Origin of the sequence: Pedobacter sp. L105 (assembly GCF_009765875.1) — a bacterium.
GTDB lineage: Bacteria > Bacteroidota > Bacteroidia > Sphingobacteriales > Sphingobacteriaceae > Pedobacter.
The window spans coordinates 179,200-203,113 of the sequence record NZ_LMUP01000008.1; the positions used below are offsets into that span (position 1 = coordinate 179,200).

The 23,914-nt window shown below is 40.3% G+C and carries 20 protein-coding genes; 5 read left to right on the forward strand and 15 right to left on the reverse strand.

Annotation, left to right across the window (positions count from 1 at the left end):
- Positions 1-8: 8 nt before the first annotated feature.
- Together GSQ84_RS16090 and GSQ84_RS16095 are read right to left on the reverse strand one after the other, a co-directional pair.
- The gene (locus tag GSQ84_RS16090) at positions 9-887 is read right to left on the reverse strand and encodes a MerR family transcriptional regulator (protein ID WP_158798302.1); all 879 of its coding nucleotides are present in this window, start codon (positions 885-887) and stop codon (positions 9-11) included.
- 91 nt (positions 888-978) lie between these two features.
- The gene (locus GSQ84_RS16095) at positions 979-2,250 is read right to left on the reverse strand and encodes a DASH family cryptochrome (protein ID WP_158798303.1); all 1,272 of its coding nucleotides are present in this window, start codon (positions 2,248-2,250) and stop codon (positions 979-981) included.
- A 153-nt stretch (positions 2,251-2,403) separates the two neighbouring features.
- On the opposite strand from GSQ84_RS16095, the gene GSQ84_RS16100 reads away from it, so the two are divergent.
- On the forward strand, positions 2,404-3,312 hold the full coding sequence (locus tag GSQ84_RS16100; protein ID WP_158798304.1) for a TIGR01777 family oxidoreductase: 909 nt from the start codon (positions 2,404-2,406) through the stop codon (positions 3,310-3,312).
- Positions 3,309-4,613: a deoxyribodipyrimidine photo-lyase gene (locus tag GSQ84_RS16105; RefSeq protein WP_158798305.1), complete on the forward strand. Its 1,305-nt coding sequence runs from the start codon at positions 3,309-3,311 to the stop codon at positions 4,611-4,613. Before GSQ84_RS16100 ends, GSQ84_RS16105 begins: the two co-directional genes overlap by 4 nt.
- 151 nt (positions 4,614-4,764) lie before the next feature.
- Here the strand turns inward: GSQ84_RS16105 and GSQ84_RS16110 are convergent, their stop codons facing one another.
- The 8 genes from GSQ84_RS16110 to GSQ84_RS16145 all read right to left on the reverse strand — a co-directional run bounded on the left by GSQ84_RS16110 (position 4,765) and on the right by GSQ84_RS16145 (position 15,623).
- Positions 4,765-5,673: an FKBP-type peptidyl-prolyl cis-trans isomerase gene (locus GSQ84_RS16110; RefSeq protein ID WP_158798306.1), complete on the reverse strand. Its 909-nt coding sequence runs from the start codon at positions 5,671-5,673 to the stop codon at positions 4,765-4,767.
- A 2-nt stretch (positions 5,674-5,675) separates the two neighbouring features.
- Positions 5,676-6,203, reverse strand: coding sequence for an FKBP-type peptidyl-prolyl cis-trans isomerase (locus tag GSQ84_RS16115; protein WP_158798307.1), 528 nt, complete (start codon positions 6,201-6,203; stop codon positions 5,676-5,678).
- Between the two features lie 111 nt (positions 6,204-6,314).
- Positions 6,315-8,105 (reverse strand): acyl-CoA dehydrogenase family protein, encoded by a 1,791-nt coding sequence (locus tag GSQ84_RS16120; protein WP_158798308.1) that lies wholly within the window; start codon positions 8,103-8,105, stop codon positions 6,315-6,317.
- Positions 8,106-8,117: 12 nt separating this feature from the next.
- Positions 8,118-9,296, reverse strand: a complete 1,179-nt coding sequence (locus GSQ84_RS16125) for an acetyl-CoA C-acyltransferase (RefSeq protein WP_158798309.1) — start codon at positions 9,294-9,296, stop codon at positions 8,118-8,120.
- A 53-nt stretch (positions 9,297-9,349) separates the two neighbouring features.
- Positions 9,350-11,755 (reverse strand): 3-hydroxyacyl-CoA dehydrogenase/enoyl-CoA hydratase family protein, encoded by a 2,406-nt coding sequence (locus GSQ84_RS16130; RefSeq protein WP_158798310.1) that lies wholly within the window; start codon positions 11,753-11,755, stop codon positions 9,350-9,352.
- Entirely contained in the window at positions 11,736-12,194 is a 459-nt protein-coding gene (locus GSQ84_RS16135; protein ID WP_158798311.1) for a MarR family winged helix-turn-helix transcriptional regulator, read from the reverse strand. The genes GSQ84_RS16130 and GSQ84_RS16135 overlap by 20 nt, the downstream gene beginning before the upstream one ends.
- A 120-nt stretch (positions 12,195-12,314) precedes the next feature.
- Positions 12,315-13,658, reverse strand: coding sequence for a DUF6089 family protein (locus tag GSQ84_RS16140; protein ID WP_158798312.1), 1,344 nt, complete (start codon positions 13,656-13,658; stop codon positions 12,315-12,317).
- 192 nt (positions 13,659-13,850) lie between these two features.
- Entirely contained in the window at positions 13,851-15,623 is a 1,773-nt protein-coding gene (locus GSQ84_RS16145; protein ID WP_158798313.1) for a long-chain fatty acid--CoA ligase, read from the reverse strand.
- Between the two features lie 338 nt (positions 15,624-15,961).
- Between GSQ84_RS16145 and GSQ84_RS16150 the strand changes: the two genes are divergently transcribed.
- Complete coding sequence (locus GSQ84_RS16150) at positions 15,962-16,441, forward strand: hypothetical protein (RefSeq protein ID WP_174238673.1); 480 nt, start codon at positions 15,962-15,964, stop codon at positions 16,439-16,441.
- Positions 16,442-16,506: 65 nt separating this feature from the next.
- Here the strand turns inward: GSQ84_RS16150 and GSQ84_RS16155 are convergent, their stop codons facing one another.
- The gene (locus GSQ84_RS16155; RefSeq protein WP_254070886.1) at positions 16,507-18,279 is read right to left on the reverse strand and encodes a M61 family metallopeptidase; all 1,773 of its coding nucleotides are present in this window, start codon (positions 18,277-18,279) and stop codon (positions 16,507-16,509) included.
- Between the two features lie 246 nt (positions 18,280-18,525).
- Here GSQ84_RS16155 and GSQ84_RS16160 point away from each other — a divergent pair, with 246 nt between their 5' ends.
- Entirely contained in the window at positions 18,526-19,395 is an 870-nt protein-coding gene (locus GSQ84_RS16160; protein ID WP_158798315.1) for an N-acetylglucosamine kinase, read from the forward strand.
- Here GSQ84_RS16160 and GSQ84_RS16165 read toward each other — a convergent pair.
- Both GSQ84_RS16165 and GSQ84_RS16170 read right to left on the reverse strand, forming a co-directional pair.
- On the reverse strand, positions 19,392-19,904 hold the full coding sequence (locus tag GSQ84_RS16165) for a GAF domain-containing protein (RefSeq protein ID WP_158798316.1): 513 nt from the start codon (positions 19,902-19,904) through the stop codon (positions 19,392-19,394). The genes GSQ84_RS16160 and GSQ84_RS16165 overlap by 4 nt on opposite strands.
- A gap of 344 nt (positions 19,905-20,248) precedes the next feature.
- Complete coding sequence (locus GSQ84_RS16170; RefSeq protein ID WP_158798317.1) at positions 20,249-20,437, reverse strand: hypothetical protein; 189 nt, start codon at positions 20,435-20,437, stop codon at positions 20,249-20,251.
- 88 nt (positions 20,438-20,525) lie between these two features.
- Here GSQ84_RS16170 and GSQ84_RS16175 point away from each other — a divergent pair, with 88 nt between their 5' ends.
- On the forward strand, positions 20,526-20,882 hold the full coding sequence (locus tag GSQ84_RS16175) for a response regulator transcription factor (protein WP_158798318.1): 357 nt from the start codon (positions 20,526-20,528) through the stop codon (positions 20,880-20,882).
- Positions 20,883-20,887: 5 nt separating this feature from the next.
- Here the strand turns inward: GSQ84_RS16175 and GSQ84_RS16180 are convergent, their stop codons facing one another.
- Together GSQ84_RS16180 and GSQ84_RS16185 are read right to left on the reverse strand one after the other, a co-directional pair.
- Positions 20,888-22,891: an OmpA family protein gene (locus GSQ84_RS16180; RefSeq protein WP_158798319.1), complete on the reverse strand. Its 2,004-nt coding sequence runs from the start codon at positions 22,889-22,891 to the stop codon at positions 20,888-20,890.
- 8 nt (positions 22,892-22,899) lie between these two features.
- Positions 22,900-23,895, reverse strand: coding sequence for a PorP/SprF family type IX secretion system membrane protein (locus GSQ84_RS16185; protein WP_158798320.1), 996 nt, complete (start codon positions 23,893-23,895; stop codon positions 22,900-22,902).
- Positions 23,896-23,914 lie beyond the last annotated feature (19 nt).

Consider the following 23,914-nt stretch of genomic DNA (forward strand, 5'->3'; position numbering starts at 1 on the left):
AAAAACAGTTATAATTCTTCAAGAAAATCAACGATATCGCAAACGTTTTTAAGCGGCTTAAGCTGATTATGAACCAATATATCGAATTCCGAGATTAAACTACCGGCAACCAATAAGGGAATATCCAGATGATCCATTACTTTGGTAATTATTTTATTGATATCCTTCCCCAGATTAAGCGACGTTAAGACCACAAAGGCATAATCAGGCCGATAAGCCGTAACTACTTTTTTAACGTCGGCATAAGGAATTTCCTGCCCCAGGTAAAGTGTATCCATCCCGCATTTCTTCAATAGGTAACGTGCAAAAAGAAGGCCAGTCTCATGCATTTCCATTTCAGGAAGAAACAACAAAAATCTTTTAGGCTTATCTTTCACCGGTTTCACCACCTTATCGATCTCTACAATCAACTTATCCCTGATCAGATTGGAAGCAAAATGTTCATGTGATGGATCAATAGCACCGGTTTGCCATAACATCCCCGTTTTTTTCATCAGCGGAAAAAGCACCAGGTCCATTGTTTTAATCAATCCCATCTCCTCGATACAACCTGAAAGTATTTCTGAGAATGCAATTTCATCGTATTTGAGTATGGCGTCAGACAAATGAAGAACCTGTACAGTATCGTTATTCCAATCGGCCTGAAACTGTAAAACCAAATCGGCAATCTGCTTTTTGTCCATCTTCGCGATCCGGCTGATCTTATAGCCCTTTTCATTCAGCGTTACAATATTCAACAGCAGCTTCAAATCATCTTCATCATAAAACCTGATATTGGTAGGCGTTCTTTTAGGAGGTACCAGATTATACCTTGCCTCCCATGCCCTGATGGTATGTGCTTTTATACCTATCAAGTTTTCGATATCACTGATTGAAAATTTCTTCACGTTAATCTGACAACAATAGTTAAACAAAATTGTTCTTAAATACCTCTCTGTTCAACTCTATAAAAAACAATATTTTTTTTCTTAAACTACCTTATGCAGAGGCTGATGAAGGATCATAAATTTCCTGGTCAAGCAGTTTAATGTGTTTATCCAGATCGAATGCATTTTTAAAACGTGGATCTTTACCGCCATTGGCTACATTGGCCCAATTGCCCCAGTTACTCGCGGGAGAATAGTCAATTAATTTCTGCTCAAAATAAATTGCTCCGTCTATCCAGTTCAGTTTTGCTACGTGAACCAGGAAAGTAGCAACCAGCAAACGGCTTGCATGAGAAATAAAACCAGATTGATTGAGTTCAGCCATATGCTGATCTACCAAACGATGTCCGGTATTTCCGTCTTTCCATTGTTTTAGCTGATGATCATAAGCCTCTGCGCTCAGCGAATGCTGAACATCGCTTATCATATCTGTAAAGAAATTGACATGATGTTTTTTAAACATGAATCTAAAATAATCCCGCCAGAGTAAACCCAGAATCAGATGGGTAAAATTAGGATTTGTGCCAAATTTTCGCTCTGCATTCTTTACTGCCCAATATACTTTCCTCGGCGACAAACAACCTAAAGCAAGCCAGGGTGATAGTTTTGAAGAAAAAACATATTTATCAGCATTTGCTGCTCTGCTGTTATGTCTGGCATATATCTCTGCGCCTTCTTCAAATAATCCATTCAAATGCCTGATCCCTTCTTCTTCCCCACCAATCAGATCGGGTGAAATCAATGAAGAGTGGTCCGGAAATTCACCCCAGTCTTCAATATCGACCAGATTAATTGTCTCCGGGGATAAGAAACAGCCTTTTACGATGGCATCGCGCTCTGTTTTCTTTTTAAACTGCGCAAAAACATCAGGAATATCTTTAATAGGAAAAGGAAGGTCCTCTTTATTGTATAAAGTATGACCGATAAAATGTTTCAGGTTGATCCTTAGTTTCCATAACAGATCTTCCACATTAGATGATACTGTTGTTTCTTTAGTTGCCACCTCTCTGTGGTGATAAACTTCAGAAATTTCATACTGCTCTACCAGGGCGGGCATACGATCTTCAGGACTGCCATTAATAATTAACAGATTTCCGCCAATGCGCTGAAGGGAATTACGTAACGCAGCCACACTTTGTATTAAGAACTGAACGCTATTATTTTCTGCGTTTATTTTTCCCTCTTCCGTATACTCAAAATGGCTGGGATCAAAAAAATAAACAGGCAGGATACTGTCCGACTTAGCGATCGCCTCTACCAACATCTCATTGTCGTGTAAACGAAGATCATTTCTGAACCAGACTAGTATTTTCTTCGATTTCATTCAATTAAAACTAAATTATTCAGATAAACATCAAAAATATAGCATTTTTTTACCAACAACTAATCAACAAAGCAATATTTACATAACCGAAACAAATGTTTATCCAAAAAAGGATATTAAAACTAAAATAGGTTATTTAGGGTTTATGAATAAATGAACCAGCATATTTTAATCACAGGTGCCACAGGCATGTTAGGCAAAGAATTAATTCAGGCCCTTTTAAAACAAGGCGATCGGGTTTCTATTCTCTCCAGAAAACACGAACAGATCAATCAGGTAAATGTTTTCTTATGGGACGTTTATAAACAGGAAATTGATATTAACTGTCTGAATGGGGTAGATTCCATTATACATCTTGCCGGTGAAAGCATCGCCAGTGAAAAATGGTCAGAAAAGCGAAAAAAGGAAATTATCGATAGCAGGGTTTTATCAGCCGGGTTATTGTTCAAAACTCTAGCCGGGCATAAAAACCAGGTGAAGCATTTTATCTCTGCTGCTGCAGTAGGTATTTATGGGAACCGCGGGGATGAAATACTAACAGAAGAAAGTCCTGTCGGGAAAGATTTCCTTGCTGACTGCTGTGTAGCCTGGGAAAAAGCGGTAAATCAGGGCGAAATGCTGGGATTAAGGGTAGTAAAATTAAGAACCGGTGTGGTGCTCAGCAAAAATGATGGTGCGCTACCCCAAATGGCAAAACCGATACAGTTATTGGTAGGTGCGCCACTCGGAACAGGAAAACAATGGGTACCCTGGGTTCATTATAGAGATATGACTCAGATTTATCTTCAGGCATTGGCAGATCAGCATATGAGCGGCGTATATAATGCCTGCGCACCATTTCCTGTAACCAATAAAACAATCACAAAAGCCATAGCAAAGCAGTTGCACCGGCCCGTATGGCCTTTTAGCATACCAGAAAAAGTCATGAAACTAATTCTCGGAGAAATGAGCGTCATTGTATTGAATAGTACCAATACCTCCGCACAAAAATTGCTCGATACCGGATTTATTTTTAAATATATTTATGTTGAAGATGCTTTAGCAGATATTTACAGCGTATGAAAAAAAACATCAACATTTGCTGGTTACGAAGGGATTTGAGATTAAACGATCACGCTGCACTGTATCACGCCTTAAAAGGGGAATTGCCTGTTCTGCTGCTTTTTATATTCGACCGGAAAATCCTGGACGATCTGAATGACAAAAAAGATGCAAGGGTTACCTTTATCTACCAGCAGCTGCAGCAAATGGAGAAAGAACTGCAGCAAAAAGGTTCTTCCCTGCTCATCAAATATGGTACCCCTGAGGAAGTATGGCCAGAGATTATTGAAACTTATGCGGTAAAGGAAGTCTATACAAACCACGATTATGAGCCATATGCCCTGGAACGGGATGATTCCTTATCAGAATTTCTGCGTACTGAAACCATTTCTTTCAAAACCTATAAAGACCAGGTGATCTTCGAAAAAGATGAAATCACTAAGGCTGATGGAAAACCATATACCGTTTTTACGCCCTATTTCCGCCAGTGGCATAAAAAACTGAACGACTTCTACCTCAAAGCCTATCCTGTAGAAAAATATCTTAGTAACTTATTTCAAACCAAACCTTTTGCCTTCCCTAAATTATCATCATTAGGATTTGAAAAATCAGATCAGAACTTCCCTTCAGCAAATTTTGAGCGTAAACTGGCAGCTTACGAAGAAAGAAGGGACTTCCCTTTTGATGACGCGACCACACACATAGGATTGCACTTTAGATTTGGCACAGTAAGTATCCGCGAGGCTGCAGCAAAAGCCATTTCAGCAAAAGCGGATAAATGGCTCTCAGAATTGGCCTGGAGGGATTTTTATATGATGATTTTATCTCATTTCCCTCAGATCACCACACAATCATTTAAACCCGCCTACGATAATATCCGATGGATCAATAATGAAAAAGATTTTGAAGCCTGGAAAAATGGCAAAACCGGCTATCCTATTGTCGATGCAGGGATGAACCAGCTAAACCAGACAGGCTATATGCACAACCGCGTAAGGATGATTGTAGGTAGCTTCTTAACCAAACACCTGCTAATTGACTGGCGATGGGGCGAAGCTTATTTTGCGGAAAAATTACTGGATTATGAAATGGCCAGTAATGTAGGCGGCTGGCAGTGGGCATGTGGATGCGGTAATGATGCGGCCCCCTACTTCAGGGTATTTAACCCTGAACTTCAGGCTAAGAAGTTTGACCCCGAAAATAAATACATCTACAAATGGGCGCCAGAATATAAACACCCACAGCATACTCAACCAATCGTAGAGCATACTTTCGCCAGGGATAGAATCCTCAAGGTATTTAAAGAAGCACTAAACAGTTAACAAGTAAATACAAATTTCCTTTATTTACCTGACTAACTGACAGATCTTCTCTATTCAAACCAGAGAAACTGTGATTAAAACAAAAAGCATATCCAAAGATAATTGGATATGCTTTTAACAGGGAGAAATCCCTTTCTTTAACATGCCTGACTTATTGTAAAACGCTCACAATAGTAAAGTTGTAATCTATGATCTCATTCGGATTGATAAGCCCGCTGGTAGTTGTTCCATAACCAAGACCAGAAGGAAGAATCATACGAATAACACCATCCCTTTGAACCTTACCAGGAAGAACATCCGTCCAACCCTTCAGGCCACCTGAACCAAGTGTAAAAGAAGTATTACCTGTAGTATCACTATCTACAACAAGTCCATCTCTTGTCATCCCAGTATATTTGACATAAATCGTTGAATTATCCGTAATCGGATAAGTGCCGCTTCCGGGTTTAGCCACGTTATAATAAACTCCCGAAGGATCTTTTGTCATCGTTAAACCTTTAGCAGCAACATATTCACGTATGAGCCTATCATCCAACAAAGCCTGATTAGTTTCAGGATATACTGTAATTGTTAAATCTATATTTTCATTTCCAGGAATACTTCCTACTCCATTTTTACCAAAAGCCTGATAAGAAGGAACTAGTATCCTGGCAACCCCGCCCGGTTTCAATTTGTTCATCACATCCCTTACTGCTAATATAGGATAAGAAACACTCTGATAAGCAATATTGTAGGTATAGCCAACAAAAGAATTATAATTACCATTCGGACGATTGTCCAGGTAAAGCGTTCCATTGTCCAAGCCCTTAATGCTGTAATTGTACAGCACAGAATCTGAATTCACAAAAGTTTTCCCCGTTCCCGGAGAAACGATCTGGTAATAATAACCGGTTTTAGCAGAATCTTCCACCATGCTGGTCAAATTATTTTGTTTAATATAGGTCGAGATTTTTGTGGAATCTACACTATTAATTCCTTCATACGACTTCGTACATGAACTCGTGAAAAAGGCAGTGATGCCGATTAGGGCAAGGGCAAATCCTGATAACTTTTTAAGCATTATTAATTTGTTGGTTTTTTTATTGGTTTGAATTGTGTAGAATCTATGGCAGAGATCAACCTGATATCAAAATCTAAAATAGAATTAGGAATTAATAAAGAATCAATCTGCCTGTTCTGGTAAGCCAGTGGTGAGGGTACAATTAAACGGATGCGACCGCCGGCTCTGATCAAAGGAATACCTAATTCCCATCCTTGAATAGCATCTTTGAGCTGAAATAAGGTAGTATCTACATTGCTGATAGTGGAATCTAAAAATCTCTGGTTCAACAGCAATCTTTCCACATAATGTATCCTGAGAGAGTCGCTCAATGCAATTATTTTAGTACCTGTATCATTCTGATTTATAATCTGATAATATAAGCCCTGAGCAGTTTTAGTGAAAGTAAGGTTATTATCTTTTAAATATTTCGCAATAATATCATCGTCAATTTTCAGTTGCGTTGCCTTGTCGTAAACCGGTGTTTTTTCACAGGCGACAAAAAAACAGACAACCAAAATAAACAATAATAGAATTTTGCTATTTGACATATTGCACAAAAATAGTCTTTTATTGGCTATGGCACAATATTTAACCAATTTTAACAAATTCGACCAGCGCTGTCAGGTAAATAACAGCACTGGTTGAAAATAAAACCGCTATTAGAAGCAATATTTATTGGCTGCGATCAGCTGCTGTGCTACTTTCTGACGCGCATCTTTTACATTAAAAGCGTCCATTTTTGTAAAACGCTTCAATCCTACCAGCATCATGCGTTGCTCATCTCCTTCTGCGAAAGCCCATAACGCTTCTTTACCTGCTTTTTGAAGAGCATCAACAGCCTCCACAAAATAGATCTTCATCATATTCAGCTGGCCTTCACAAGCCCCGGCACCTTTAATACTCACCAGCTTTTCCGTTCTTAACAAAACAGACTCTGCGACATATACATAACTGGCCATATCTGCAATGTTCATCAGGATCTCCTGCTCTTTAGATAAGCTCATCATTAGCTTCTGTACCGCAGCCCCGGCAACCATCAGCGTGGCTTTTTTCAGGTTTTGAATAATCTTCTTTTCCGCGGCAAATAAAGTATCGTCTTCTTCACCAAAATCAGGAATAGACATCAATTCTGCAGCTACGGCAGTAGCAGGTGTCATCAGGTCCAGCTCACCCTTCATTGCCCTTTTTAACATCATATCAACAGTTAACAGCCTGTTGATTTCATTTGTTCCTTCAAATATTCTATTGATCCTGGCATCCCGGTAAGCCCTGTCCATAGGGGCATCGGCAGAAAAGCCCATCCCTCCATAGATTTGAACACCCTCGTCAACCACGTAATCCAATACTTCTGAACCCCATACCTTAAGTATAGCGCACTCTACGGCAAATTGTTCTGTAGACTTTAGTTTGGCTTTACTCTGATCCATTCCACCTGCAACCAGCGCATCGTAAGCATCATCAATATTTTGCCCCGCACGGTAATTTGCTGATTCTACAGCATATACTTTTGTGGCCATTTCTGCCAATTTATAACGTATAGCACCATATTTTGAAATCGGACGCTCAAACTGGATCCGCTCATTGGAATAATTAACGGCAGTATTGATTACACTTCTTGAAGCGCCAATAGCAGCTGCAGCCAGTTTAATCCTTCCGATATTTAAAATATTCACCGCAATTTTAAACCCGTTTTCCCGCTCCGAAAGCATATTTTCTACCGGTACCGGGCAATCGTTGAAAAACACTTGGCGCGTGGAAGAACCTTTAATTCCCATTTTATGTTCTTCAGGATTCATTGATATCCCCCCAAAATCACGCTCTACGATAAATGCGGTCAGGTTTTTATCGTCATCAATTTTAGCAAACACAATAAAAATATCTGCAAAACCACCATTGGTAATCCACATCTTTTGTCCGGTAATCACATAGTGTTTACCGTCTTCTGATAATTTAGCCTTAGTTTTGCCCGAGTTCGCATCTGACCCTGAATTAGGCTCAGTCAAACAATAAGAAGCCTTCCATTCTCCTGTTCCCAGTTTAGGCACATATTTTTCTTTTTGTGCTTCACTACCATAATACAAGATAGGTAAAGTTCCAATGCCGGTATGTGCAGAAAGTGCTACGGCAAAAGAATGACCGGCACCAATAACATCGGCAACCAGCATAGAAGTATTAAAATTCTTGCCAAAGCCACCATAGGCTTCAGGGATGGAAACCCCAAGGATACCCAGTTCTCCTGCTTTAGTGAGCAATGAAGGCATTAACCCTTCTTCCAGTTTATCTATACGATCCAGATTTGGATACACCTCCGAAGCCAGGAAATCCCGGCAGGTCTGTGCAATCATCTGTTGTTCTTCGTCAAATTCTTCAGGAATAAATACATCCTGAAAAGCGGTTTCCTTAATCAGGAACTCTCCACCCTTTACTGTTGTTTTGTCTGTAGTTTCCATATTTTTAGCAGATTAAAGCATTTCAAAAATTCCGGCAGCACCCTGCCCGCTTCCAACACACATAGTGACCATTCCATATTTGCCCTGGCGGCGTTTGAGCTCATTGAACAGCTGCACAGAAAGTTTTGCTCCTGTACATCCAAGCGGGTGGCCCAATGAAATAGCACCTCCATTCACGTTCAGTTTTTCCGTATCGAGCCCAAGTGTTCTGATCACTGCCAGTGACTGTGATGCAAAAGCCTCATTTAATTCAATCAGGTCTAACTGTTCCAGCTTCAGACCAGCTCTTTTCAGAGCCAGCGGGATCGCATTAATCGGTCCGATACCCATAATCCTTGGCGGTACGCCAACCAATCCATATCCCACAAGCCTGGCAATCGGGTCTACACCCAATTCCTTTAATTTACTTTCAGATACCACCAATACAAAAGCTGCCCCATCCGAGGTCTGGGAAGAATTTCCGGCAGTGACACAGCCATCAGCCGCAAAAACAGGCTTTAGCTTAGCCAGTTTATCCAGTGTAGTATCCGCACGCGGCCCTTCATCTGTATCTACTACATAAGTTCGCGTTTTCTTTTTCATCTGGCCGTCCAGGTAATTCTCTGTCACGGTTATCGGAGCAACACCTGCCTTAAGATGGCCATTCTTTATTGCCTCAATAGCTTTCATATGGGAATTAAAAGCAAACTCATCCTGGTCTTCCCGGCTGATCTTGTATTCCCTGGCTACAGCTTCGCCGGTAAGTCCCATTCCCCAGTACCAGTCCGGGTTCTTCCGGGCTACTTCGGCATTGGGCACTACTTTCCAGCCGCCAAAAGGCATGCCCGACATCACCTCTACTCCTCCGGCAATGATACAGTCGGCCATTCCGCTCCTGATCTTAGCCACCGCAGTAGCTATGGTATCCAGGCCTGAGGCACAATACCTGTTCACTGTTACGCCCGGTACTTTATCTGTATCCAGTCCCATCAGGGAAACCATACGTCCTATATTTAATCCCTGCTCCGCTTCCGGCGTAGCATTGCCTACAATCACATCATCTATTTGTTCTTTATCCAGATTGGGAACCGAGGCTACCAATTGTCTGATCACTTCAGCAGCCAGGTCATCAGCCCTGGTAAAACGAAATACCCCGCGCGGTGCTTTGCCTACTGCGGTACGTAATCCTGCTATGATATATGCTTCCTGCATGTTAATTCTATTTTAAGCCTGTTGATTTTATATTTGAATTTAAATCCTGCCGGTTAATTACGGAGGGGTTTACCTTTAGTTACAATACTCTGAATACGTTCCAGTGTTTTTCTTTCCCCGCAAAGCGATAGAAAAACTTCTCTCTCCAGATCCAGCAAATACTGTTCTGTAACTTCAGTAGGAGAAGACAGATCTCCGCCGCACATGACGTAACCCAGTTTCTCTGAGATTTTTTTATCATGTTCCGAAATGTAATGTCCTGAAAACATCGTATTGGCCCCTGCATATACAATTCCCAGGCCTTGTTTACCCAATACCCTGATATCTTTTCTCCGTACCGGCTGGGTATAACCGGCATCTGCCAGTTCAATGGCTTTGGCTTTTGCGTCGGCAATCAGCCTGCTCCTGTTTATAGAGATTGCATATTTATCTTTTTGCAAATAGCCCAGCTCAAATGCCTCGGCTGCAGAAGTGGATACTTTTGCCATGGCTACCGTAAGAAAACGGTCTTTTAATACATTTTGAACAATCTGATCGGCTTTATACTCATCCGAAGCACGTAAAGCAAACTCTTTACTCCCGCCGCCGCCGGGGATAAGGCCTACCCCAAACTCTACCAGCCCCATATAAGTTTCGGCATTCAGCTGTACATGATCAGCATGGAGGCTAAACTCACATCCACCGCCTAAAGCAAGGTTATGAGGAGCCACCACTACCGGAATAGAAGAATACCTGATCCGCATAGATGTATTCTGAAATGCCCTGACCGCCATGTTTAACTCATCCCAATCCTGTTCCACTGCCATCATAAAGATCATCCCTACATTGGCCCCTGCAGAAAAATTAGCTCCGTCATTTCCAATAACCAGACCTCTGTAATCTTTCTCTGCAAGATCGATCGCCTTATTAATTGCCTGTAGTGTGTCTCCACCAATAGTATTCATCTTGGAATGGAACTCAACATTCAGGATTCCATCACCCAGATCAATAATAGAAGCCCCGGAGTTTTTCCAGATGGTTTTATTGCCGCGGATATTGTCCAGGATAATAAACTCATCTGCACCTGGCAATGATTGATAACTTTTGGAAGGAATATCATAATACTTTTTAATCCCATCTTCTACTTTATAAAAGGACGTATGGCCGGCAGCAAGCATATCATGTACCCATCCGGCAGCTTCATGTCCATACTTTTTCATGCCTTCCAGCGATTCTGTTATACCTACAGCATCCCAGATTTCAAAAGGACCAAGGTCCCATCCAAAACCGGCACGCATGGCATCATCAATTCTGTACAATTCATCAGAAATCTCAGGAATACGGTCAGATACATACTCAAATAGTCCAAATGAAGAAGACCTGAAAACTTCAGCAGCTTTATCCTTGCCAGCTGCAAAAACCTTCATCCGGTCTTTAACATTTTCAATAGACTTGGTCAGATCGAGCGTAGCCGACTTCACTTTTTCCTGCGGACGGTATTCCAGTGTTTTTAAATCAAGCGCCAGTATTTCAGTTTTACCTTCCGCAGTTTTTATTTTTTTATAGAAACCCTGTTTAGTTTTATCGCCCAGCCATTTGTTTTCTTCCATCTTCACCACATATCCGGGAAGCTGGAATAAATCATGGGCTTTATCATTGGGAACATTATCATATAATCCTTTGGCTACTTTGATCATGGTATCTAAACCAACCACGTCAGAGGTTCGGAAAGTTGCAGATTTAGGCCTTCCCAGAGCAGGGCCCGTAAACTTATCTACCTCCTCTACCGTAAGGTCTAACTTTTCAACCAGGTGCAACAATGCCATGATTGCATAAACGCCCACCCTATTAGCAATAAAGGCAGGAGTATCTTTACATAAAACAGTAGTTTTACCCAGGAACTTATCTCCATAGAACAGGAGAAAATCTACAATTTCCGGTTTTGTATCTGGTGTTGGAATAATTTCCAGCAAACGCAGGTAACGTGGAGGGTTAAAAAAGTGTGTTCCGCAGAAACAGGCTTTAAAATCTTCGCTTCTTCCCTCTGCCATCAGGTGGATAGGAATACCGGAAGTATTAGAAGTGACCAGTGTTCCGGCTTTACGAAACTGTTCAACCTGTTTGAATACCTTTTTCTTGATATCCAGGTTCTCTACTACCACCTCAATGATCCAGTCGACACCTGCAATCTTTGGCATGTCATCTTCAAAATTACCTGTGGCAATCCTGTTTACTACCTCTTTGGTATATACCGGTGAAGGATTAGTTTTAATGGCATTTTGCAAAGCCGCATTTACAATACGGTTTTTTACTGCAGGATGATCAGCAGTTAACCCTTTCGCTGTTTCTTCGGGAAGAAGCTCTTTGGACGCTATATCTAACAACAATACTTCTACACCTATATTCGCAAAGTGACAAGCAATGCGTGAACCCATGATACCAGAGCCCAAAACCGCTACTTTATTTATCTTTTTGTTCATTGTTTTCTGTACTTACTGTATACGCTAAAGTGAGTTTATTTAATTTCTGTAAACCGTTAACCAAATGGTTCTTCTCCTGTATGGTCAGGTTATTACCCAGGTATTCATTAAACGACCTTACCACCGCTTTTGCCAGCTGTCGCTTTTCCCGTCCGTAATCGGTAAGGAATACCTTTACCGATCTTTTATCTCCGGATGCCGCCTCCCGGTAAATCAATCCTGATTCTTCCATATTACTCAGCATTCTGGACAAGCTGGTTGCTTTTACGCCCAGTAAGCCGGCAAGCTGCGATACGGCAGTCCCGTCTTTATCAATATTAATCAGCACATAACCAATGGCTTGTGTAATTCCAAAACCAGAGGCAACCTGATTATACGTATTGGCAACATTCTGCCAGGTCACCTTTAATAAATAATCTATAGTCTCCTGTTGTTTCATTAATTACTATGCTTGCATAACAAAGCTAATTAATATATTCTGCCGATGCAAGTAAAAAAAAGCAAAAAAAAAGAGCCGCCGGAACTGAATCCGGCGGCTCTTTTAAGTGTTGTTTTAAGACTAGTAGATAGTAAATTCTACACGTCTGTTTTTCTGACGTCCAGCTGCAGTTTTGTTACTTGCAATTGGTTGATTCATACCATAACCTGTAGCTTCAATTCTTGATCCATTTGCACCTTTACTAACCAGGTAAGCTTTGATCGACTCAGCTCTGGCTTTAGATAATCTCATGTTCAGATCTTTTGAACCTGTGTTATCTGTGTGACCAGCTAATTTCAGACTGATATTTTTAGTAGACAATAAGTTTGCTACGCGATCCAATGTAGGGAAAGAGTGAGCTCTGATTGTAGCTTTACCTAAATCAAATTCTAAGTTTCTAATCGCTTCTCTAACTACACGACGATCTTCTTCAGTAATGATTACTTTTTCGTTAGTTACAGGAGCAGGAACTACTAATGGACATCCAGATCCGTCAACTACAGTATTTGCAGGAGTACCAGGACATTTATCCAATTTATCTGCAACACCGTCACCGTCTGAATCTTTCAACAGATCATCCATATCAGATCTCAATTTAGCATTTTCAGCTTTTTGCTGATCTAAATCACTTTTCAATGAACCTGCTAATGCTTTAGCTTGTAACGCTTCTTCATAAGTAGCAGCTACCGGGTTGCTGAAAGCTAATTGTTTTCCTTTACCCAAAGCAAATTCTAAACCTGCATGTGCATAGTTGAATTTGTCACTATTTCCATTACGGTAAGTACCATCAAGGTTATCACCATCAACAAAATAAACTGACCATCCTAAATCCAGATTGATTTTTTCAGACAATTTAACTTTAGCACCAATTCCAACAGGAATAACTAATTCACTGATGTCTTTACCACCACCAAAATCACTTACTGTTCCATTAGCAGCAGTAACTGTTGGTTTGTAACCAGATAAACCAGCACCACCTGTTACATACAATTGCAGGATGTTCTGTTTTTTAAACATATCGATGTTAAAAAGATTCACCTCTGCATTTAAACTGGCAGCATAGTTTAATTTAGTTTTGAAAGCAGTATTGTTTCCATCATTAGGCGTAAAACCACTTTTGTAAGCAGAAGAATTGTCAGCTTTTAACGTTCCTCTGATTCCATCTAATCTCAGGGAGAAGTATGAAGTGAATTGTTTTTTAATATATACACCATATCCGAAGTCCGATTTCCAATCAGAAAAATCATTCTTACCTCCCAGAGGAGATATTGGAGAAAGAATTCCTGCATTTACGCCGAAAGACCAGGTACTGAACTGCTCAGCAGGTGTAGTTGTACTCATTGGTGTTGTCTGTGCATTTGCAGCTCCTCCAATAAATAGTGCCGCTATTGCTACCGGCAAGCTTTTGAATAATTTGTGTTTCATAATATGGGTTTAATAAAAATTTAGTTCCATTTTCCTTACCGAGCAATATTTGTACCAAAAGGATTATATATCATATAAATACCTTCTGTTCCTATTTTAACCCATAAATTGTACCTTTAAACAATCAAAAAAAAAGGATCTGATTGCTTAAAATCAAATACATCTATTTGTGTGGTTTAGCTACTATATTCCCTAAGCTTTATAATCTTCTGCTTCCTTGTACAACCTTTCTATCAGGGCCATATTTTTTTCCAGGATTACTTTTCTTTTGAGGCTCAGCTTAGGAGATAATTCACCATCTTCAATATTCCATTCTTTAGTGAGTAAAACAAAACGTTTCACCTGTTCCCATTTACCGAATTCTACTGAACCACGGGCAATCTCCTGATGATACTTTTCGAGAACCAGAGGATTTTTAATCATCTCTTCATTAGTAGAATAGCTAATTTCTTTCTTTTCGCACCAGGCTTTTAGTGCGGTGAAATTAGGCACAATCAATGCCGATGGAAATTTGCGATTTTCCCCCAGCACCATGATCTGTTCAATTAATACCGATTCCTTATATTTATTTTCCAATAGCTGCGGAGCAACATATTTACCGCCTGCTGTTTTAAAGATCTCTTTCTTCCGGTCTGTAATTTTCAGAAATTTCCCCTGTATCAACTCGCCAATATCCCCGGTATGAAACCATCCGCCGGCATCTATTGTTTCTGCCGTAAGGTCGTCTCTTTTATAATACCCTTTCATGACATGATGTCCCCTTGTCAGTACTTCTCCATCTTCGGCAATCTTAATCTCCACCCCATTAATCGCCGCCCCTACTGTTCCGAACATAGTTTCACCCGGGTGATTCGTAGCAATGACCGGAGAAGTCTCAGTTAAACCATACCCTTCATAGACAGGTATCCCTGCTGCCCGGAATATCCGGTTTAAACGTGGATTTAATGCAGCTCCGCCTGAAATGATAGCAAGGATATCCCCACCAAGTGCCTCTCTCCACTTTTGAAAGACCAGCTTACTGGCAATTCCTAACTGTAAACGGTAAAACCAGCTGCTTTGAATTTCATATTTCTCTCCCAAAGCTACCGACCAAAAGAAAATATTTCTTTTTATACCTGTAAGCGCTTTTCCCCTTTCCATGATCTTATCATAAACTTTCTCCAGTAACCTTGGAACAGTACAAAAAATATTAGGTTTTACAAACTGGATATCAGCTACTATCGTATCCATACTCTCTGCATAATAAACAGATACATCGCTATAGAGGTACAGGTAAAACAGCATCCGCTCAAAAATATGCGACAGCGGCAAAAAACTCACCGCTTTCTTGATATCATGTGGTACCACTGCAGCAGAATTTTTAAAATTCTGAACCAGGTTATTGTGCGTCAGCATGACGCCTTTTGGCGTACCTGTAGTACCGGAGGTATAGATCAGTGTTAGTGTATCTTCGGGCATAACCGCGTCACGATATGGATCCAGATCAATACTTTCCAGACCAGCACCTGCATCAACCAGGGCCATCCAGTTGATCGCCCCTTCCACCTGATCAAAGGTATAGAGTTTAACAGAAAGATGAGCTGCTTCGGTTACTGCCTTTACTTTTTTATACAGGATTTCATCCGCCAAAAATATGATACTTACTTCTGCGTTCTCCAGAATAAATTTAATATCATGCTCGGCTAAGGTAGGATAGAGCGGCACCTGCAGTGCACCGATCTGCGTGATCGCAAAATCTGTAACATTCCACTCCGGCCTGTTATGAGACATTACAGCTATTTTAGAGCCTTTAGTTATTCCCAAACCAATAAAACTTCTGCTCAGGGAGTCTGCAGTATCAGAAAGCTTTTGAGTACTGTACTTTTCCCACACTCCATTTACCTTGCTATTGAGCAGGTTATCTTTTGGAAACTTCTCCAGATTATATTTGAGGAGATCAAATACTCTTGTGACAGTTACTGGCATATACTTGGTTATTTAATTATAATTGCTTTTCTAATTTATAACAAAATTAGTTACGGATGAAATAGCATATTCCAAATCTAACAAATTATTTTTCTGCGCAAAGCGAATTTGTCTTATACACAATTACGATTGACAAAGGCCCATTTTTGCTAATTATTTATAAAAGCCTTAATTTTTCTACAAAAAACATCAACAAAAACTCAAACGGCATAATAATTGTTCAACCGAAATTTATAATTAATCTTATCCAATTACTATGAAACTAGTATAAGCTTATCACATATACATTAATGAAAGGCTTATAATTGCTTCATAATCACTAACAAACAAATAATCATATGAAAAAAGTATTTACTATACTTTGTTTAACAATTATCGCGGCTTTTGCGATACAAACGTCTTCAAAAGCACAAGGCTATGACAATGCTATCGGCGGACGTTTTGGTGAAGCTAACGGGGTTACTTTTAAAACTACGCTTGGAGAAAATAAAATGCTGGACCTGATCGCCAACTTCAGGTCCCATGACGGTTACAGATATTTCAGGGTAACCGGCCTGTATGAGATCTACAATCCTATTACCAATGCGCCCGGCTTAAACTGGTACTATGGAGTTGGTGGAAGTATAGGTTCGGCAAAATACATCTATACAGACAATACAGATCTCTATCTCTCTGTTGACGGCGTTTTAGGTCTGGATTATAAATTTGCAGATGCACCTATTAATATCTCGCTGGACTGGAAACCAGCCATACAGTTATCACCAGATTCAAATTTTGATGCTTCAGGTTTAGGGCTATCAGTTCGTTTCACTTTCTAACAAAACATACTTTAATAAAAAAAGGCGCAGGTTAAATCCTGCGCCTTTTTTATTAACCTGCAGGCTTAAATCCCCATCCACTTTCTTAATATCTTTTTCTGAATCTCACTCGGCGGGGTATCCATCGAAGGTTCGAGTTTCACGTTTGGATTAGCCTTTATGGTCACCTTTATAACCATTTCTGATTCATCCCTTTTGATTTTTACGGAAATGACATCACCTACTTTTTTACTCAGTAGCGCAGCCATTCTTTCTACCGGTGCCTCTGCCGGTAAATCACCAATACTGATCACTTCATCCCCTACATTGAGTCCATCTACCCAGGCACTGGAATTGCGGGAAACAGCAATAATGTAAATGTGCCCATCAGTTTTTCTGCTTGCCAGCCCCAGGTAAGGGATACTTTTACCTTCATTGGCATCCACCACCTTTATACCTGCATAACCAAAATATTTAGCGTATTCAACAGTAGCGGTGCCATCTACATATTTTGCCCAGAAATCAGTAAAACTAATTCCACTGATTTTCTCTGCCATAGCCTTGAACTCTTCATCGCTATAGCCTTTTCCTGTCAGCTTACATTGTGTATACATCGCTTTCATTACATCATCCAGGCTCCGGGTACCACCTGTTGCATGTGAAATTTCCAGGTCCATCAGCATTCCTGCTATCTCACCTTTATTATAATAGGATACACTTGAATTATTTGAATTTTCATTCGGCCTGTAATATTTTATCCAGGCATCAAAACTGGCTTCCGCCATAGACTGTACTTTTGCGCCCGGGGTATTCATTACGGCAGAAAGCGCATTGATAAGGGTAGACAAATATTCATCAGGACTCAAAAAGCCCGCGCGCAGCATGATCTTATTCTCATAATAGGCAGTAAATCCCTCAGCAATCCAGAGATCAGTTGTATAATTTTCATTTTCATAATCAAATGGGCCCAGTGCAATGGGACGCAAACGTTTCACATTCCATAAATGATGATACTCATGTGCCACTAAACTCAAAAATCCTTTATACCCCTCCTCACTCCCATAAGTATCTCTGCCTACACCTAGTACAGCAGAATTGGAATGTTCCAGTCCACCCCCTCCCCTTGATAAATTATGAACAATGAAGGTATAATTCTCATTCGGGTTTTCTCCATAAATTGCCGTTAGCTGCTCAATGATCCTGGCCATATCCAGCTTCAGCTTTTCCGCATCATAGTTTCCACCGCCATACATCGCTACTTCATGTTTCACCCCTGCGGCATTAAATCGAATGACTTCCTGATTACCTACCTCAATCGGGCTGTCATATAAAATATCAAAGTTTTTAGCGACATAGGTGAAATCCTTTCCCGGTATAGCTTTTAATCCGGTGGAGACTTTACTCCACCCGGCAAATGGAATTATTTTCACGGTGCTTTCCAGTGATAATCCTTTATCCGGATACATAAAAATTCCCGTAGGCGATAAAAAAGCATGACTGCCATCTATAAATGGGGTACGAACGGAAACTTCAAAAGCATACACCCTATATTTTAACTGTATAGAACTGCTGTTCCCCTTATACACACGCCAGGTATTCTTCTTAAGTTTTTGAAATGAAAGTACATGCACTCCATCTGCCGCTGCAAAACCCTCAACATTTTTAGAAAACTCACGGATCAGGTAAGACCCTGGTGCCCATACCGGCATTTTAACATCAATATAGTCTTTAGCCAGACCAGAAATATTCATCTGCACTTCTACATAATGCGCCTGGGGCTCTTTAAAAGAAACTTCAAAATCAATTTTTAGTCCGGCTTGTGCCCTTATACTCCAAATCAGGATTAAAACTAACCCCAAAAACGATCTCTTATTACACATAATACAGTTATTACTAGCCGCAAATCTAAAAAAATAGCCGGATGCACAATTAAAATATCATGCATTGTCAACAATATCCTCTCGATCTTGTCAACAGACTTGAATAAAAATATTGAATCTCTATATTCAGGCTTAAAAAGCAGGATTGTTTTTTAAACAATGATAAAAATCAAGTTTTAAGCATCTTAAGCTAACAATTATTCAGGAAGATGATTACTTTTGTGTATGATTTTAGTAGCAGACAGCGGGTCGACGAAGACAGATTGGTTAGGATATCACTCAGGAAAAACAATTAGTTTTCATACTCAGGGTATTAATCCATACTTCTTAAACGCGCAGGATATACACAAAGTGCTGTCTAAAGTACAAATGCTGGAAGAATTTGCGACAGATGTGAAAGAGATCTATTTTTATGGCGCGGGCTGCTCTTCACCAGACAAACATGAAATTATTTCAAACGGTTTATCCCTGTTTTTTTCAAACGCATACATTAGTGTAGAGAACGATTTGATTGGTTCAGGTTATGCCACCTGCGGGGATGAAAAAGGACTGGTCTGTATTTTGGGTACAGGCTCCAATGTTTCTTACTGGGATGGGTCAATGACTTACGACAGTAACTATGGCTTAGGTTACATACTCGGTGATGAAGGCTCAGGAACATTTTTCGGAAGAAAAATGATCACCTCCTATCTGTATCAGCAAATGCCCGAAGACCTGCGCTTAGAATTTACAGCGCAATTTGATGCCGATAAAGAAACGATCATCACCAACGTATACCAGAAAGTATTGCCCAATACCTATCTTGCCAGTTTTAGCCGTTTTATGTATGAGCGCAGAGACCATCCTTTCATTTACAAAGTACTGGTTGACGGCTTTCAGGAATTTATTGATACTAACATTAAAGACTTTAAAGATTATAAAATAATCGACTGCCACTTTGTGGGTTCAATTGCATTTTATTATCAGGATATCCTCAAATACGTATGTGAAAATAACGGCATCCATGTAGGAAAAATCCTTCAAAAACCTATTGAAGGAATTTTTAACTACATTTTAAAAAAAGAGGGAATTACAATTAATTCCCCCATTTCTTAAGCTATATTTATCCTTTTTTGTATTTCCTGCTGTATCAGCTTAGCCAGGGATTCCAGGTTTAACTGATCCTCACTGGTAAATTGACGTGCTACGGTATCTGCTACGCAGACTACGCCAATATTAAAGCCTTCGGCTGTAGTAATTGGTGCTCCGGCATAAAACCTGAGTCCGTATTCACCTGCCACCATGGGGTTAGTTAACAAAAAAGGTTCTGTCAATATATTCTCAAAAACAGTAACACTATCTTTTAAAATAGCCAGGGAGCATAAACTGCTTCCTCTTTCCACTTCACCGCCATTTTCTCCCTCCTGATTGGCCTTCGTCCAAACCAGGTCTTTATCAACAAAGTTGATCATAGCCAGTGGTACCTTAAACATTGTAGCGGCAACAGCTGCCAGCTGATCAAAAATTGGCTCCGATTTAGTATACAGAATCTTATACTCTTTAAGGTTCTTTAAACGTGCCTCTTCATCCTGCGGAATTATATTCCTTCCAAATGTATTCTCCAAAGTATTGCAATAATTATAGTTTATAAATGCTTGAACAGAATTATACAATTTCTATACCCCTTTAAAACGTTAAAATAAAAATCATACACCATACAGGAATAGCTCATATAAGGCTTCGCTGTATCGTATTAGTATCCAACCGTTTTGATAAGCTTAATATCTTCCAGTTTGCACCACTGTATGTGTCCTTACACATAAAAACCAATATTGGGTAAAACGTTCCTCTATTTCCTGCACAATTCCCCTATGATAATTGTAAAACCTTGAATGAGCATGAATGGGGAACTATCTAATGTTTCTGCTGTACTGGTTTCTGCTTTTTAATACATTCCTGCCCGGCATCATTAACGCACTGCCTCTTCGAAACGAATAAACTGCCATTTTGATTGGGCATCTTTTTCAAAAAAAACTTTGTAGCTGGAATCGGGAGGCAGGGTAAAATGAAAAGACAAATTTGATTCCTTACTATCTTTAGGTATAAAACTGGGAAGTAGGGTATTAGCTATTGCTTTGATCTGATCGTCTAACTGCATAAGATTGATTATAATAAAAGAAACAAAAGTATCGATTCTTTCCGCCATTTCATGGCATCAAAGTTGTTCAGCACAGTTTTTTAAATCAATGAATAGAATACTTGTAGTTGAAGACGATCCGGATTTACTGGAGGTCATCCAGTTAGTTTTAGAAGAGAATAAATATAAAGTCTTCCCGCTGATGACAGGAAGACCAATTTTCAAAATTATAGATGAATTTAAACCCAATTTGATACTGATGGATATCAGACTGGATGGAATGGACGGCAGAGCCATATTTAAAGAGATCCGTACCAGGGAAAGCACCGCTCATTTGCCGGTTATTCTGACTTCCGGTGGTTTTTCCGAGGATTACATCAGGAGGAGTCATTTACCCACAGATGATTACCTGGAAAAACCATTCCAAATGGCAGAGATGCTAAAGAAGATTAAAAACCTGATTTAGCAATGCTACATTTTAGTGATCTTAAATTCTGTCCTCCTGTTTTGCTGACGGCCCAGAAAATTATCTTCTCCATTAGGAAATTGATTAGGTGCAACAGGTTTACTAAAGCCATAACCCTTACTGGTCATTCTTGCAGCAGCTATCCCTTTCATCATCAGGTAATCTACACAAGACTTAGCCCTTCGTTCTGATAAATCAAGATTGTAAGTCTTTTTTCCAATGTTATCCGTGTGTGCACTGAGTTCAACTTCCATAGAGGGGTTATCAGCCAATAATTTATATAACTGATCCAATGTGGCGGTTGATCCTGGATTCAGGTCCGCACTGTTAAAATCATATAAAATATCTTTCAGCACAATCGGTTTATTGATCTCATAGGCAGTTAGACATAACCTGGGATTAACCAAAGTATCTATTTTGGCCAATTCATCATAAGAGTAATTGATACCTTTTTTGAGATAGCTTTGTTTCTCTGCAACTAACCTGAAGCCACGGTTAGAATTGATCCTGAACCTGTATTTCCCGTCATGTCCGGCTATTACCCTCATTTGTTGAAGAGAATCTATCATCGTTACGGCTGCGCCGGATAAAGGCATTCCCGTTTGACAGTCCAGTACAGTACCCTCCACAGTAATAAATTGTTTTTTGGCATAAAAAATTTCCAGGCAGCAAACAGATTCCCTGTCAGAACTAATATATCCTTCCGTGTCATTGTCATCCATTGGCGTAAAATAAACATCATCCTTTGATGAATTGAAAGGATAGCCAAGGTTCCTGGGTTCAGACCAGCCTGCAAAATCACCATTGCTTTCATAGAAATCCAGGCCTCCCAAACCTACTTTCCCCGCACTGCTGTATAATAGTTTCTTTGTTTTACTATTGTAATAAGGGGCTTCTTCGTCCTCTTTTGTATTGATCAGCTTTCCCATATTGACAGCATTCCCCATCGACCCGTCGGACCGCAGTAAACAATACCAAAGATCATATTTCCCCAGTCCGCCAGGACGGTCGGAAGAAAAAACAAGGTATTTCCCATCTTTGGTAATAAAAGGCTGCATTGAATTGAAACCTTCTACGTTTACTTCTGTACCCAGTTCTTTGGGTGCAGACCAGGTAGCCCCGTTTCCTTCAGCGATGTTCACCTCATAGATCTTCCTGGTTCCTTTAGCCGTCCAGCTGGTTAAATACATGACCTTACCATTTGGATTAAATGCAGGGGCTGCAAATTCTCGCCCCTTCTCTACTACGCCTACCCTTTTTACCGTTGTGCCTTCTTCCTGCGGATTGCCGGATGCTTCATAGATCGCATTGATAAATGGGTTTTCCTTTTGTATTACTTTTGACTTATTCTTTTTATCTACATATACCCCCGACCCCTTACCTACCGGAACAGGTCTCGACGATGTAAAATAGAAATTGTCATTGATCAGGAACGGTGTATAATTAGATCCTTTTGAGTTGATCTGGTTAAAGATCTTGCTAAACTTATACAGCCTTGGATAACGCATTTCATACAGGGCAAAATTACAGGAAGCGATCTCTGTTTTTGCTTTCTCCGCATAGAGATCACCCGATTTATCCTTGTTCAGGAAATACTTAAAGGAAACAATTGCATCCAGGAATTTCTGATTGGACCGCAGGCACTCTCCATAAAAAAAAGAACTTAAGGAATACTTCGGATCGCTGAAATTTCTGGCCAGTGCGTACCACGCTTCTGCTGCCCTGAAGTCCTTATATAACCGGAGTGAAGTTGCCAGTTGATAAACACAATATTCATAATCCGAACGTTTAGTGGTTTCTTTTTTACCGGACTTATCAAATGCATAGGGTACTACAAAACCAATACTGTCATTAGTGATCTGTAAAGATTTTTTATAATATTCCGCAGCCGCGTAATATTCCTTATTCTGGAAATAAACGTCTGCAATTTTTTTATTATTAGATACATACTGAGCCTGGACCAACGGAGTAAACAGGCACATCATCAGCAATATTTTAAGCGCTTTCATAGGGTATATTATAATCGTGGACAGTAAAAATTAGGACCTGAAATACCTCTGCGGCTGGTAAAAGAAACTGATAATTCTAACCCGCCCTGACTACCTGTGGCACGGCTCAGGTTAGAGGTATTAAAGTCATAGCTCACCCCAATGGCTATATTTTTTATATGTACGCCGAAGTAAGCAATAGCCGCATCATCCTTCCTGTAGTTGGAACCAAACATCAGGTCCGTTTCACGGTTAATAAAGTAGTTGGCATAAGCACCCAGGGATGTTTCCCTGGCTGTACCCTGTCTCATATACAAGCCGTTTGGTGTAATATCCAATGCGTCACTGATCTTAATCCGGGCCCCGCCATGTACAGAAAGCCTGATCGGTATCCTGACATCATCACCCACAAAACGGTCAATCGGCCTGGTCAGGTGATTGGCGCTCACGCCAAGAAATGTGTTGACCGTTTTGTCTCCGTTTCCGTCAAAATACATTACCCCGAAATTAACATCCGGCACCAGCGTATTGGAAGAGGTAAATGTCTCATTGACTGGAAGTCCGCCACCAAAACCAGTATCGCCATTAAACTGACTGCCTGTAGTTACTTTAGTAGGGTCAAAACTTTTGTTTAAAATCCCGGCCTGGATCCCAAAGTTGATCATATTCAGACCTGCACTGCCAAACCTGATCCGATAGGCAGCAGAGGCAAGGGCATTGAGATAGTTATAGCTCACAGCACCCGCGCTTTGATTAAGGATCATTGCTCCAAAAGCAAGGTTTTTTGTAGGTGCCACATCAAATGAGGCACCGGTGGTCAGGTAAGCGTTGGAGATAGAACTCCATTGCTGCTTAGCATTTACATTCACCCTGTAGTCCCCGTCCATCACGCCGGTCAGCGCAGGGTTAAGCCATAGCGGATTAGCATAATATTGTGAGAAGTGCGGGTCTATCTGTGCATTAACCCTGGAAGTTGCGAACATACACAACAAGCTCAAACTGATGATCTTTAGAAGTTTCTTCATATTATTTATTTGTCAGGTT

Coding starts and splice junctions, on each gene's coding strand:
- GSQ84_RS16110 (WP_158798306.1), bottom strand. CDS start 5,673: ATGCTTAAAAAGTTATCAGGATTTGCCCTTGCCCTAATCGGCATCACT.
- GSQ84_RS16100 (WP_158798304.1), top strand. CDS start 2,404: ATGAACCAGCATATTTTAATCACAGGTGCCACAGGCATGTTAGGCAAA.
- GSQ84_RS16180 (WP_158798319.1), bottom strand. CDS start 22,891: ATGAAAGCGCTTAAAATATTGCTGATGATGTGCCTGTTTACTCCGTTG.
- GSQ84_RS16115 (WP_158798307.1), bottom strand. CDS start 6,203: ATGTCAAATAGCAAAATTCTATTATTGTTTATTTTGGTTGTCTGTTTT.
- GSQ84_RS16160 (WP_158798315.1), top strand. CDS start 18,526: ATGATTTTAGTAGCAGACAGCGGGTCGACGAAGACAGATTGGTTAGGA.
- GSQ84_RS16170 (WP_158798317.1), bottom strand. CDS start 20,437: ATGCAGTTAGACGATCAGATCAAAGCAATAGCTAATACCCTACTTCCC.
- GSQ84_RS16185 (WP_158798320.1), bottom strand. CDS start 23,895: ATGAAGAAACTTCTAAAGATCATCAGTTTGAGCTTGTTGTGTATGTTC.
- GSQ84_RS16140 (WP_158798312.1), bottom strand. CDS start 13,658: ATGAAACACAAATTATTCAAAAGCTTGCCGGTAGCAATAGCGGCACTA.
- GSQ84_RS16105 (WP_158798305.1), top strand. CDS start 3,309: ATGAAAAAAAACATCAACATTTGCTGGTTACGAAGGGATTTGAGATTA.
- GSQ84_RS16145 (WP_158798313.1), bottom strand. CDS start 15,623: ATGCCAGTAACTGTCACAAGAGTATTTGATCTCCTCAAATATAATCTG.
- GSQ84_RS16125 (WP_158798309.1), bottom strand. CDS start 9,296: ATGCAGGAAGCATATATCATAGCAGGATTACGTACCGCAGTAGGCAAA.
- GSQ84_RS16095 (WP_158798303.1), bottom strand. CDS start 2,250: ATGAAATCGAAGAAAATACTAGTCTGGTTCAGAAATGATCTTCGTTTA.
- GSQ84_RS16150 (WP_174238673.1), top strand. CDS start 15,962: ATGAAAAAAGTATTTACTATACTTTGTTTAACAATTATCGCGGCTTTT.
- GSQ84_RS16120 (WP_158798308.1), bottom strand. CDS start 8,105: ATGGAAACTACAGACAAAACAACAGTAAAGGGTGGAGAGTTCCTGATT.
- GSQ84_RS16130 (WP_158798310.1), bottom strand. CDS start 11,755: ATGAACAAAAAGATAAATAAAGTAGCGGTTTTGGGCTCTGGTATCATG.
- GSQ84_RS16135 (WP_158798311.1), bottom strand. CDS start 12,194: ATGAAACAACAGGAGACTATAGATTATTTATTAAAGGTGACCTGGCAG.
- GSQ84_RS16175 (WP_158798318.1), top strand. CDS start 20,526: ATGAATAGAATACTTGTAGTTGAAGACGATCCGGATTTACTGGAGGTC.